Here is a 13,175-nt window from a genome sequence, read left to right as displayed (position 1 = left end):
CGGGCTCCCTGCCCTCCTGCTCCTTGCCCACCTGCTCCTTGCCTCCCGCTCCCCGAGCGAGAATGGGTCAGCGCGGGACCGTCACTCCTCACGGCTACGCTCGGAAGGGTGACCCACCGGCTCACTCGCGACGAGGCTCGGCGCATCGCCGTGCGCGCTCAGCTGCTCGACGCGCAACGACCCGGCGACGTCGTCGAGGTCGCCGAGCAGCTGGGCTCGATTAAGATCGATCCGACGGCGACCATCGCGCCGTGCCAGCACACGGTGCTGTGGTCGCGCATCGGATGGTCGTACGAGTCCGCGCAGCTCACCAAAGCCGTGGAGATGGACCGGGCGCTCTTCGAGTTCGACGGCAGCTTCCACGCGACGAGCCTGCTACCCGCGATGTTGCCGGAGATGCGGCACTTTCCCCGCCGGGAGAGCAGCAGGCAGTGGCTGGAGGCCAATGCGAAGTTCCGAGCGGATGTTCTCGCCCGCCTTCGCGCGGAGGGTCCCCTCATGGCGAGCGAGATCCCCGACACGGCCGAGGTCGCGCGCGACAACGACGGCGGCTGGTTCGGACCGAACCAGGTACCGCACATGCTCGACTTCCTCGCACGCCAGGGCGAGGTGGCCATCGTCGGCAGGCGAGGCCGTCATCGCATCTGGGACCTCGCCGAGCGCGTATACCCGCAGAACCTGCCGGAGTACACCGATGAGGAAGCAGCACGGATGCTCGCTGAACGCCGCCTGCAGGCAGCAGGCATCGCGAAGCAGAAGTCACCGTGGACTCCCGTCGGCGAGGCAGGCGAACCCGCCACGATCGAGGGCATGCGCACGACGTGGCGGGTCGACCCACAGGCGCTCGCATCGCTCGATGATGAGGTCGACGGACGCGTGGCCATCCTCAACCCATACGACGGCATGCTGTTCGACCGGCCGCGCCTGCGCGACATCTTCGACTTCGACTATGTGCTCGAGCAGTTCAAGCCGAAGTCGCAGCGCAAGTACGGATTCTTCGCGCATCCGATCCTGCTCGGCGACATGTTCATGGGGCTGCTCGACGCCGAGGTCGACCGGGAGAACGAGGTGCTGCGCGTGAACGCCGTGCACGAGCTCATCCCCTTCGAGCCTGAGGAGGACGAGATGGTGCGCGCCGAGATCGCCGACCTGGGCGAATGGCTTGGCGTGCACGTCGCCGAGTTCTGACCCGTCGGACACCACCGCGGGTTGAGTAGCCCGCCATGGGGCGGGCGTATCGAAACCCGGCGTCCCACCGGTGCGGTTCGATACGCGACCCTACTCAACCCGCGGTGGGTTCAGCGAGCGGCGAGCGCAGCCTCGAACTCGTCGACGGCCCAGTCCAGGTCGGCCCGCTCGACGACGATCGGCGGCGCGAAACGGATGGTCGCTCCGTGCGTGTCCTTCACCAGGATGCCGCGCCGAAGCATCCTCTCCGCGAGCTCGCGCCCGGATCCCACGGCCGGGTCCACGTCGACGCCCGCCCAGAGTCCCGCCCCGCGCACGGCGGTGACCCCATGCCCGATGAGCGCCGCCAGCCTGGTGCGCAGGTGCTCGCCCAGCTCGCGGGCGCGACGCTGCGGCTCGCCTGTTGCGAGCATCCTGACAACCTGGATGCCCACTGCGCACGCCAACGGGTTGCCGCCGAATGTCGAGCCGTGCTCGCCGGGGCGGATGACACCGAGCACGTCGCGGTTCGCCACCACTGCTGAGACGGGAAGGATGCCGCCGCCCAGCGCCTTGCCGAGCAGGTAGACGTCGGGCGTAACGCCCCAGAGCGCACAGGCGAACGTCTCGCCGACGCGGCCCAGTCCCGACTGCACCTCGTCTGCGACGAGGAGCACGCGGTTCTCGGTGCAGATGCGACGCAGTTCCGGCAGGAAGTCGTCGGGCGGCACGATCACTCCCGCCTCGCCCTGGATGGGCTCGACGAGCACCGCCACGGTGTTCTGGTCGACGGCCGCGGCCACGGCGGCCACGTCGCCGTACGGCACCGAGCGGAAGCCGGGAGTGTACGGACCGAAGTCGTTGCGGGCATCCGGGTCGTCGCTGAACCCGACGATGGTCGTGGTGCGCCCGTGGAAGTTGCCGTCGAAGACGATGATGTTCGCGGCATCCGCGGCGACGCCCTTCACGCGGTATCCCCAGGCGCGGGCGACCTTGATGCCGGTCTCCACGGCTTCGGCGCCCGTGTTCATGGGAAGCACCAGGTCTTTTCCGGCGAGCGCCGCGAGCTCGGTGACGAACGGACCGAGGAGGTCGTGGTGGAACGCCCGACTCGTCAGCGTGATGCGGTCCAGCTGCGCTTTGGCGGCCGCGACGAGCACGGGGTTGGAATGCCCGAAGTTGACGGCCGAATAGGCGGCAAGGCAGTCGAGGTACCTGTTGCCGTCCACGTCGGTCACCCACGCGCCATCACCCGATGCGATCACGACAGGCAGCGGTGAGTAGTTGTGAGCGGCGTGATCGTCTTCGAGGCGCAGCAACTCTGCCGAGGCGTCGCCCGGTTCGCCGGGCTTCGACAGACGGTCGCCGCTCAGCCCGCGGTGTTCGCTCAGCGGCGCAGTTCCAGGGTGCAGCATTTCACGCCACCTCCCCCTCGCAGAAGCTCGGACAGGTCGACCCCGATCGGGTTGTAGCCGCGCTCACGCAGCTGCTTCTCGAAGCCCACGGCGCGCTTGGCGATCACCACGTTGTAGCCGTCGGAGATGGAGTTGAGGCCGAGGATGCCCGCGTCCTCCTCGCTCACGATGATCGCGTTCGGATACAGCTCCTCGAGCCTGCGGCGGCTCGGCTCGTCGAACGCGGCGGGCACGTACGCGATGTTGGCGTGCTCGTCGTCTTTCAGGGGATCGAGCACGGAGATCGCCGTGTCGAGGTGGTAGAAGCGCGGGTCGACGAGCTTGAGCGTGACGACCTCGCGGCCGAACACCTCGGCCAGCTCCTTGTGGCTCTCGACGCTGCTGCGGAAACCTGTTCCAGCGAGGATGCGCGTGCCCACGAGCAGAATGTCGCCCTCGCCCTCGTTCACGTTCTCGGGCTCGACGACGCGGAATCCGTTCTCCGCGAACCACTCCATGAATGCTGGACCCTCTGGCGCACGCTGGGGGTAGGTGAAGAGGGCGCCGTAAGCGATGCCGTCGATGAGGAAACCGCCGTTGGCGGTGTACACCATGTCCGGAAGCCCAGGGATCGGGTCGATGAGGTGCACGTCGTGTCCGAGGCGCAGGAACGTCTCATACAGCGTCGTCCACTGCTCGAGCGCGTTACGGGTGTCGGTGGGCTCCTGCGGGTGCATCCATGGGTTGATTCGGTAGCTCACCGTGAAATGCTCCGGCCGGCACATCAGGTAGGTACGGTGGGACGGCACACGGCGCTGCGGCGCATCCGTCTCCGTGGCGGAATCGGATGCCTTGTCGCGCGCTTGTTCGCGCACGCGTGCGTCGGTGGAGTCGATGGCCGTCATGCTTTCCAGTGTCGCACCGGGATATTGCGGGTGTCTGGCATCCGCTGCACGATTCGTGCGCAAATCGTCGTGTCGACGCAATGATTCCACCTAGAATGGGCCGGTGGACAACTTGGATCGGAACATCATCGACCTCCTGCGCGAGAACTCTCGCGCCTCGTACGGCGACATCGGCTCGCGTGTCGGGCTGTCCGCATCCGCAGTGAAGCGACGCATCGACCGACTGGTGGCCGACGGTGTCATCCGCGGTTTCACGATCAACGTCGACCCGACCATCGACGGCATGAGCACCGAGGCCTACGTGGAGCTGTTCTGCAGGGGAACCGTCTCGCCGAGCGAGTTGCAGCGCATCCTCACGGCCGTTCCCGAGGTGGCAGAGGCGTCGACCGTGTCGGGCAGCGCCGACGCCATTCTGCGCATCCGGTCGAGGGACATCCCGAGCCTCGAAGCCGCGCTCGAGCGCGTGCGCGTGGCTCCCAGCGTCGACCACACGCGCAGCGCGATCGTGCTCTCGCGCCTCGTGCATCGCAAGATCGAGTGACAAGGAAGGCTTCGCCTTCCATAACGCCTGAGCACATCCATAGCGATTCCTCTCGACTCGCCCAGCAGACTCTGTGACGATGAGCGGGTGGACGAACCGAAAGCGCGCCTCCTCGTCGTCGAGGACGACCTCGACATGGCGAGGCTCATTCGCCGCGGACTCATCGCGGAGGGCTACGACGTGCTCTCGGTCGACAACGGCGTGGACGCGCTCATCACACTTCGCGACAACACGGTCGACGCGCTCGCCGTCGACGTCATGCTGCCGGGAATGAGCGGCTTCGAGCTGTGCCGCAGGGTGCGCGAGTCCGGCCGCACCATGCCCATCCTGCTGCTGACCGCACGCGACGCCGTCGAAGACCGAGTGTTCGGCCTCGACTCGGGAGCCGACGACTACCTCACGAAGCCGTTCGCGTTCGCGGAACTGGCCGCCAGGCTACGCGCGCTGCTTCGCAGGGATGCCTCGACCAAGCCGACCCTGCGCGTCGGCAACCTCACCATCGACTCGCTCGAGCACAAGGCATCCGTGGCGGGCAAGCAGGTGGCGTTCAGCCCCCGCGAGTTCTCACTCGTGCGCCTGCTCGCGACGCACGCGGGCGAGATGGTGACGCGCAACGACATCCTCGACGACATCTGGGGCGGGCATGAGCACATCGACCAGAACGTGCTCGACCAGTACGTGTCGTACGTGCGCCGCAAGCTAGATGCTGCAGAGACCGGCATCCGCATTGCCACGGTGCGCGGCCTCGGGTACCGACTCGAGCTGATCCAGACTCCTGGCGAGGCGGAGTCGTCGGAGCACGGCGCTCCTGCCGAGCCGGCAAGGTGAGCCGAGCGGTCGACGTGAACACTGTGAGTCGAGCCGCGTCGTGAAGTGGATCCGGGGCACCGCCGGGCGCCTGTCGATCACGGCTCGCATTACCGTGGGCAGCTTCGTGATCGCGCTCCTCGTCGGGGTCGTCGCGGTGCTGGGCATCCGTGCCGGCGTGAGCGTGATCGTGCGCAATGCCACCGTCACGTTGCTGCGCGACGATGCCGAGCAGTTCGAGGTGGCGCTGCAGAAGAACCCGGTAGACGTCGACGCCGTTCCCACCGAGGACCAGTACGTGGCCCTCGTCTCTCCCTCTGGAAGGGCGACGCTGTCGACCCTGCCTCGGTCACTGCGGCCATACGGGCACATACCCCTCGCCTCGGAGGAGACCACACAGGTGGTGCGAACCTCGCAGCACGCATATCTGGTGCGCTCGAAGGCGGTCGCCACTCCCAGCGGGGTGTGGCATGTCATCACGGCACGCGATCAGGACTCCAACGACCTCGTGCTGGTGAGGCTGACGACGGCACTCATCATCGGCATGATCGGCCTCGTCGCGTGCTTCACGATGGCGTCGTTCATCTTGGCGCGCACCGCGCTACGGCCGGTGAACGACATGCGCAGGCAGGCGGACCAGATCACGCGGCGACAGGCCGATCGCAGTGGCGGGAGCCCAGGCGACGAACTGCTCGAAGTGCCGCCTGTGCGGGACGAGCTCGCCGCTCTCGCGGTCACGCTGAACGGCCTCATCGCCGCACTGCGGGCATCCGCCGAGCGAGAGAAACAACTCGTCTCGGATGCCAGCCACGAGCTGCGCACACCGCTCGCCGTGCTGCGCGGCGAGCTGGAGCTGGCGGAGCTCGACGCGGGCGACGCCGATGCGCTGCTCGCGGATGTGCGTCAGGCCCAGTCGACCGTGCTGCGGTTGTCGAACCTCGCGACGAACCTGCTCGAGCTCTCCCGCATCGATGCGCACGGCGACCGCGGATCGAGCGGCTGGCATGCCCTCGAGAACGAGCTGGCGGCGGCGATCGACCGCATGCGCCAGGCGGCGCTCGTGCGAGGCATCCAGTGCGTCATCGACTTCGAGGTGACGACGGAGACGCCGGCGCCGGGCGCGATCGCGCTGTCGACCCAGGAGTTCGGACGCATCGTCGACAACCTCATCTCCAACTCGATCACCGCGATAGGCGCAGCGAAGGGTGCAGGCACCGTGACGGCCCGCCTTCAACACGACAACGCATGCGTCCGGCTGACGATCCTGGACGACGGGCCGGGAATGCCGCAGGACTTCGTGCCGATCGCGCTGGACCGCTTCACCAGAGCCGACGCTGCGCGCAACACGACGACGGGCAGCGGACTGGGGCTCGCGATCGTGTCCGGACTGGTCGACGCCGCTCGAGGGGGCATCCGCCTCGCCTCACGCCCAGATGAGGGACTCACGGTCGACATCGAACTGCCCCTGACGTAGACGGCTTCGCCGGTGGGCGCAGTCAGTCAGCTGTGTTCGCGATCCCGCTCAACAGGCCTCCATCGGCTCGGCATAGCGAGCAAGCTCGCTCTGCGCTCGCCTCAGTCAGCTGTGTTCGCGGCGCTCAACAGCCTCCATCGGCTCGGCATAGCGAGCAAGCTCGCTCTGCGCTCGCCTCAGTCAGCTGTGCAGGACGCGGCCGAAGTGGTAGCCGATGCCGCTCCACGTGGACAGTGACACGATGCGAACCGGGATTCCGTAGTCGGGCGCCTCGATGATCATCCCGTCGCCGAGGTAGAGCGCGACATGCTCGTCGTCGTTGAAGAAGACCAGGTCGCCGGGCTGCGCTTGAGCCTCGGTGATGGGGGTGGCGACGGAATCCTGCGAAGGCACGTAGTGCACGAGCGAGACGCCGACCGTTGCGTAGGAGACCATGGTGAGGCCCGAGCAGTCGATACCGGAATGGGATGCCCCACCGAGCGCATAGGGGTCGCCAAGGTAGGTCAGCGCGGTCTCCACGATCTTCTCGCGGGCACCTCCGTACTGGAGCGCCTCCGCGAGCGCCACGGCGACGCCCGGGCCGTTCGGGCCCGACTCGGCCGCGACGATGCCTGCGATAGCCCCTGCGACGTAGTTCTCTTTCTCGAGCGATCCGTTGGAGACAGCCGACGAGACCTGCAGCTTCTGCGCGATCAGCTTCGTGTTGCTGGCGATCGTCGCCTGCAGTTGCTGGGGGCTGATGGTCTCCGCGGCGTTCGCCGGCGCGGCGAACATGAGGCCAGGGATGAGAGCGAGCGCCGCACCACCGGCTACGAGCGCCGGCTTTCGGGATGCCTGCGCCCTGGCGTGCCTGCGAGCGTGCGGCTGTTCGACGCCTGGCGCCGAGCTGTGCGTCGGGGCGGTCTGCGCCTGCTCGGTGTTCCGAGCGCGCGAGCCAGCAGATCGAGTTGACTCTTCGTGCTCTTGCGGCGTGTGCGCATGATCAGCGGCCGTCGCTCGAGCGGTCGCCGCCGGGCCGGTCGGCACGTCGGCAAGCGACTGTGTCGAGGTCGACGTCGCTTGGGCCTCGAGAGCGCGGGGAGAAGATGCTTCCGCGGCCGCCCTCGCTTCGCGCAGAGCGCGGCGCGACGGGTAGACCGAAGCGCCTGACGTGGCGGAGTCGCTGGGCGTACCCGGCGATGCCTGGGCGGCGGGCGACGGCTCGGCCGGCGCGGGTGCCGCGAGTGGTGCGGAGGCCGCGACCGGTGCGGGAGCCGCGTCCGACGCGAGCGGCGCCGCTTGAGCGGTGCGGGCATCCGTGTCGAAGCGAGCGAGGAACGCAGCGAGGTCTTCGGGCTCCGCAATGGCGTCGCGCGACGGCGCGTGCTCTGCGAGCGAGTCACCAGGGTTGATCTGCGCTACTCTCCGACCCATTCGCTCCCAGCCTGCTCCCGTTGCCGCACCGCATGCCGACCGGCAGGCGTACGGATGACGTTACGTGTCCCCCGAAATGCGGACGGCTGAGCCGACCGGTCTCCACCCTAACCGATGCCTTGGCCGGGTTCCCTGATGAAGCTCAGAGGTTCGGCTGTTGGCCGCGCACCTGGTGCAGGAGGCGACCCCGTTGCAGCAGCGACTGCGTCGAGTAGGTGCGTCGTGCCGGGGCGGCTCAGATCAGGCGCGTGAAGTGGTACGGGATGCTCGCCCAGTCGCTGAGCGGGTCGAGCTCGACGTCGCGTCCCTCGGTCGGCGCGTGGAGCACCATGCCGTTGCCCATGTAGATGCCGACGTGCTCCTCGCTGTCGAAGACCACGAGGTCGCCCGGACGCGCGTCGGCCGCCGAGATCGGCGTGCCCGCGGCGTCTTGCGTGGGAACGTAGTGCGCAAGGCTGACGCCTGCCGCCGCGTAGGCGACCATGGTGAGCCCCGAGCAGTCGATGCCGCTGTGCGAAGCGCCGCCCAGCACGTAGGGCGTGCCGAGATACGACATCGCGGTCGACACCACTGCCGCACGCCCGTTCGCGTTTCCGGCGCCCACGAGCTGCATGGCGACGCTCTGATCGATGCCGTAGGCGTGCTGAAGGTTCGCCACAACGTCGACCGCGGCGAAGGAGTCCTGGGCCACCGACGGCTGCACGACGTCAGCCGCCACGTCGAGGTGCTGCACATCCCCATGCGCTGCCGCACTGAGGATCGCGGCATGCAGCGCGGACTGCTGGGCTCGAGCCTTGCTCGCGCCGTGGCTGCCAGCGCCTGCGCCACTCGCGCTCTCTGCGCTGTGCGTGACAGCGACGGAGTGCGCGAGCGGATGCACGATGCGTTCGGCGGCATAGCCGGGAAGGGCCGTGGTGAGGCTGGCGATGAGTCCGAAGGAGACGCCTGCGACGGCGAGCGTGATGCGGTGGCGGCGGGTCGCGCGGTTTGCGGCCGCTACGGCAGGATCGGTGCCGCGATGGCGGCCGCGAGCAGCGTCGGCTGAGAGGTTTCGGGAGTGGTCGTACGTCGAAGAGGGTAAGCGCATGAGTTTCGTGGCAGTGTTCCGGGGGCTGGTATCGAGCTTCGTTTCTTGGTCGACGCCTGGCGTGATTCGGCCGCGGAGCGAGTGTCGGGATTCGCTCCGGGCCCGGCCGGTGCCGCGGGCGGCGGCGTCGGGTGTCGTTCGGGTACAAACAAAAGGCCGGTTCTTCACCGACCGTCGACAACCGTAGGCGAGACGGCACCCCTCGCATCCAGAAGGCGTTCAGGTTCTCAGTTACCTGACCGGTCGAGGTTTCGGACCTCTTGCGGGGAGATCGGCCGCCCAGACTGCCGAGGAAGGGCGGCTGCGAGCCCGGCGCGATCCGCATGCTGACGCGGATCGCGGATGACCGTCCGAGTCGACGAAGCTGGTCGCCTGACCCACTTCCGTTCCACCGACGCATGCACCGGCGCCATTCTCAGAAAAGCCGCCACTATCAGGGGATCCTCAGGTCCCCTTGCGGTGCATGCCAGGTTCGGGGTCGGGTTTCGATGCGCGGCGCTTCGCGTCGCTACTCAACCGGCGGTGGGTCGTCAGATGATGTCGGCGGTCAGCCTCGTGGACGTGCCGAAGCGGTGATTCGTGATCGACACGGCCTGCTCCTTGAGGAACGGAAGAAGATCGACGCGACCGGATGCCGTGACCTCACCGGAGAAGACCGCCACGTCGATGCGGTCCCCGAGCGCTCTGGCGAGAGCCGACGGATCGCCCCCGATCAGGCGGATGCGCTCGGCAGGCGGACCATCCGGGTCCACTGCCGGACCGGAAGCCGCAACACGGCTCAGCCACGCGGCATCCGATTCCACGATCTCCGCCGCGCCCGTCTCATGCAGCGCCTCACGCAAAGGGCGAGGCAACTGCACCGGAGTGCTCACGTCGAAACGCCCACGCACGAGGGTCGCCGCCGCAAGCACGCGCAGCAAAGACGGCAGGCTCGCGCCCTCGGCGAGACGGATGCTCGCCTGCGCCGGTCGATAGCGGAACAGGTTGCGCTCCACACCGAGGTTCGCGGCATCCCGTGCGACACCGAACTCGTTCGCCCACGCGATCGCGTCGCTGAGCGCCGAGCGTCGCACGACGTCGAACTCCTGATAGCTCATCGAAGGCTGCGCTGACTCGATCACCCTTGTCACACGCGAGTCGAGGCCCCGCAGGTGCAGGCTCGCGCTGGACGAGCCGGCATCCGTCGTCCACGATCCCAGGCCGAAGAGGTAGTTCGGGCCGCCCGCCTTGTGGCCGGCACCCACCGAGGACCGCTTCCATCCGCCGAACGGTTGCCGCTGCACGATCGCGCCCGTGATGCCGCGGTTGACGTACAGGTTGCCTGCGTCGACGGTCGCCAGCCAGTACTCGATCTCGTCCGGATCCAGCGAATGCAGGCCGGCCGTGAGCCCATAGTCCACGTCGTTCTGCCACTCGACGGCCTGCTCCAGGGTGCGCGCCTGCATGATGCCGAGCACCGGGCCGAAGAACTCGGTCTGGTGGAAGCGCGAACCTGGCTGCACGCCGGTGCGGATGCCGGGCGACCAGAGGCGCCCAGAGTCGTCGAGCCTCCGCGGCTCGACGAGCCACTGCTCGCCTGCTTCCAACTGGGTGAGCGCGTACTCGAGCTTGCCCGCGGCCGGCTCGATGAGCGGGCCCATCCACGTCACCGGCTGCTCCGGCCACCCCACGAACACGCTTTCGGCTGCGTCGGCCAGCTGGTCGAGAAAGCGGCGGGACGTGCCCATCGATCCGACCAGGATCACCAGGCTGGCCGCCGAGCATTTCTGGCCCGCGTTGCTGAACGCGCTTCTCACAATGTCGCCCACCGCGAGATCCACGTCGGCGCTCGGCGTGACGACGACGGCGTTCTTGCCGCTCGTCTCGGCCAGCAACGGCAGGTCTGGCCGCCAGCTCTTGAAGAGCTGCGCAGTGTCGTACGAGCCGGTGAGGATGACGCGATCCACCCGGGGGTCGGAGATCAGCGCACGACCGAGGTCGCCCTCGTCGACGTCGGCGAGCGCCATCAGTTCGCGCGGGATGCCCGCCTCCCAGATGCACTCGGCCAGCACGGCAGCGCAGCGCCTCGCCTGCGGAGCGGGCTTGAGCACCACTCCGCTTCCTGCGGCGAGAGGGCCAAGCACGCTCCCGGCCGCGATCGACACCGGGAAGTTCCACGGCGGCGTCGCCAGCGTGAGGCGCGACGGCACGAACCGAGCGCCCTGAACGGTGTCGAGCTCGCGGGCGAGCGCGGCATAGTAGTGCGCGAAATCGACGGCCTCGCTGACCTCGGGATCGGCCTCGGCAATGGTCTTCCCGGTTTCGGATGCCATCACCTCGATCAGTCTGTCGCGATTGGCCGAGAGCGCGAGGCCGACCCGGTCGAGGGCCGCAGCCCGCGCACTTCCCGAGATGGATCCCCACTGCGCGCCGGTCGCCTGCACTGTAGCGAGCAGATCGTCGAGCATCCGCTCGTCGTGGACGCGGGCCCTGGCGATGGTCTGCACACCGAGTTCGGAGGACGGGACGGACGCCAGGATGCGCCTCCCCCACGCCCGGTTCGCAGGCAACGATGGATCGGTGTCGGACTCGTTGCGGAAGGCATTACCCTGCTCGCTTCCTGAGCTCGCCGCAGGCGAGTCCTCGCTCCCTGAGCGAGCCGCAGGCGATTCACCGGCTGCCTCCGTTTGCACGGCATCCTCTGGCTGCAACACGATGCCGGTGGTCGAGAACAGGCCGCTGCCCCTCGACCCGCGCTGGAGTCCGAGAACGGCCTGCGTCAGACCCCCCTCGGCTGCCTCCGCCGCAGGGTCGACGGGCGCCGGGCGCGGATGGAACAGGGTCGTCGGATCCGTTTCCACCCACTCCCTGGCGCGGTCCTGCCTGCGGTTCGGGAGGGGCGCTAGGCCGCGCGGGCCGGCATCCGCTTCGAGTTCGGCGACGGATGCCAGGAACCTCGCCTTCTCCCGCTCGAACAGATCGGGCTTGTCCGGGAGCTCGAAGGCGGCGGAGAGGAAGTCCTCGTCTGCGGCGTTCTCCTGCAGCCGCCGCATGAGATAGGACACCGCCACGTCGAAGTGACGCGGATGCACGACCGGCACGTACAGCAGGAGGCCGCCCACGGTCTGCGCAACGGCGTCGGCCTGCTGCGTCGCCATTCCGAGCAGCATCTCGAAGTCGATGCGGTCGTCGACGCCACGGCTGCGGGCGAGCAGCCACGCGTGCGCGACGTCGAACAGGTTGTGGCCGGCCACGCCGATCTTGACGGCGTGCGTGTGCTCGGGCGTGAACGCCCAGTCGAGAACGCGTTTGTAGTTGGCGTCGGTGTGCATCTTGCCGTCGTAGGTCGCCTGCGGCCAGCCGTGCAGTGCGGCATCCACTCTCTCCATGGGCAGGTTGGCGCCCTTCACGACACGCACCTTGATGGGCGCGCCACCCGCCGCCCTGCGGTTCTGCGCCCACTCGGTCAGGTCTTGGAGGGCATCCAGCGCGTCTGGCAGGTAGGCCTGCAGCACGATGCCGGCCTCCAGCCGCAGCAGCCGGGGGTCGCCGAGCAGCCGTTTGAAGACCGCGATCGTCAGGTCGAGGTCGTGGTACTCCTCCATGTCGAGGTTGATGAACTTCGGCGTCGGGGATGCCGCGGCATAGAGATAGAGCGGCAGCAGTCGCTGCACGACCCGGGCGACCGACTCGTCGAACGCCCACATGGAGAGCTGACTCGCCACACTCGAGACCTTGATCGAGACGTAGTCCACGTCGTCGCGCTCCAGGAGCTCGCGCGTTCCCTCGAGGCGGGCATCCGCTTCGTTCTCGCCGAGCACTGCCTCACCGAGCAGGTTGAGGTTGAGCCGGATCGGGCCGTGGGATGCCCCGCCCGCCGGAGCCCCTGGCTGAACGGGCATGGCCTGCCGCAGTCTCGCGATGGCCTTGCCGAGCCGAGAGGGCGTGGCATCCACCAGCAGGTGCCCGACCATCGAACGCAGCACGCGGCGGGCGATGGGGATGACGATCCACGGCATGGCCGGCGCTATCGTGCCGCCTACGATGACCGCCCAGCGCTGATACCAGGGCAGGAAGCCGGGAACGCGTCGCGCCAGCAGGTGCAGGTTCTTCGCAGCGACGTAGACGTCTTGAGGTCGGGCGACGCCGTCGACGAAGCCCACCGCGAAGTCCAGTCCACGTGGGTCCTGCAGCAAGCCGGCCAGCCGCTCGGCCGCCGGGTCGCGTTTGGATGCCTCGGGAATGGCATCCCGCGCCTGCGACGCCTGCAGCCACGTTCGCACGAGTTCGATCGCGCGCTGCGCGAGATCGTCTTCGGAAAGCCCGCCGGGGGTGCGGATACCGTCGTCCTGCGCCATGAAGTCGAGACTATTCGCATGTCGACGCACGGCGGCAGCGCCGCCCGCGC

At 68.3% G+C, this 13,175-nt stretch carries 9 protein-coding genes; 4 read left to right on the top strand and 5 right to left on the bottom strand.

Annotated elements, in window-relative coordinates; genetic code table 11:
* Window positions 1–108: 108 nt before the first annotated feature.
* Window positions 109–1,188, top strand: coding sequence for a DNA glycosylase AlkZ-like family protein (locus ACO2Q7_RS11425; RefSeq protein ID WP_423355724.1), 1,080 nt, complete (start codon window positions 109–111; stop codon window positions 1,186–1,188).
* A gap of 110 nt (window positions 1,189–1,298) precedes the next feature.
* Here ACO2Q7_RS11425 and rocD read toward each other — a convergent pair whose 3' ends face one another.
* Together rocD and ddaH are read right to left on the bottom strand one after the other, a co-directional pair.
* Entirely contained in the window at window positions 1,299–2,582 is a 1,284-nt protein-coding gene (gene rocD / locus ACO2Q7_RS11420; RefSeq protein ID WP_423355723.1) for an ornithine--oxo-acid transaminase, read from the bottom strand.
* A complete protein-coding gene (gene ddaH / locus ACO2Q7_RS11415; protein ID WP_423355722.1) occupies window positions 2,555–3,466 on the bottom strand; it encodes a dimethylargininase in 912 nt (303 codons plus the stop codon). The genes rocD and ddaH overlap by 28 nt, the downstream gene beginning before the upstream one ends.
* A gap of 103 nt (window positions 3,467–3,569) precedes the next feature.
* Between ddaH and ACO2Q7_RS11410 the strand changes: the two genes are divergently transcribed.
* The 3 genes from ACO2Q7_RS11410 to ACO2Q7_RS11400 all read left to right on the top strand — a co-directional run bounded on the left by ACO2Q7_RS11410 (window position 3,570) and on the right by ACO2Q7_RS11400 (window position 6,288).
* Complete coding sequence (locus ACO2Q7_RS11410) at window positions 3,570–4,007, top strand: Lrp/AsnC family transcriptional regulator (protein WP_423355721.1); 438 nt, start codon at window positions 3,570–3,572, stop codon at window positions 4,005–4,007.
* 87 nt (window positions 4,008–4,094) lie between these two features.
* Window positions 4,095–4,835, top strand: coding sequence for a response regulator transcription factor (locus ACO2Q7_RS11405; protein WP_423355720.1), 741 nt, complete (start codon window positions 4,095–4,097; stop codon window positions 4,833–4,835).
* 40 nt (window positions 4,836–4,875) lie between these two features.
* Window positions 4,876–6,288 carry a sensor histidine kinase gene (locus ACO2Q7_RS11400; protein ID WP_423355719.1) on the top strand — a complete coding sequence of 471 codons (1,413 nt, stop codon included), beginning with the start codon at window positions 4,876–4,878 and terminating at the stop codon, window positions 6,286–6,288.
* Window positions 6,289–6,468: 180 nt separating this feature from the next.
* Here ACO2Q7_RS11400 and ACO2Q7_RS11395 read toward each other — a convergent pair whose 3' ends face one another.
* The 3 genes from ACO2Q7_RS11395 to ACO2Q7_RS11385 form a co-directional block, all read right to left on the bottom strand.
* The gene (locus ACO2Q7_RS11395; protein ID WP_423355718.1) at window positions 6,469–7,701 is read right to left on the bottom strand and encodes a C40 family peptidase; all 1,233 of its coding nucleotides are present in this window, start codon (window positions 7,699–7,701) and stop codon (window positions 6,469–6,471) included.
* Window positions 7,702–7,936: 235 nt separating this feature from the next.
* Window positions 7,937–8,788, bottom strand: coding sequence for a C40 family peptidase (locus tag ACO2Q7_RS11390; protein WP_423355717.1), 852 nt, complete (start codon window positions 8,786–8,788; stop codon window positions 7,937–7,939).
* Window positions 8,789–9,318: 530 nt separating this feature from the next.
* Window positions 9,319–13,125, bottom strand: a complete 3,807-nt coding sequence (locus ACO2Q7_RS11385; protein WP_423355716.1) for a bifunctional proline dehydrogenase/L-glutamate gamma-semialdehyde dehydrogenase — start codon at window positions 13,123–13,125, stop codon at window positions 9,319–9,321.
* Window positions 13,126–13,175: the final 50 nt, after the last annotated feature.

It is taken from the genome of Rathayibacter sp. KR2-224 (assembly GCF_049446075.1).
Classification (GTDB): domain Bacteria; phylum Actinomycetota; class Actinomycetes; order Actinomycetales; family Microbacteriaceae; genus Humibacter.
Note: the sequence above shows the minus strand (reverse complement) of the source record. Positions and strands in the feature narration are given on the sequence as shown.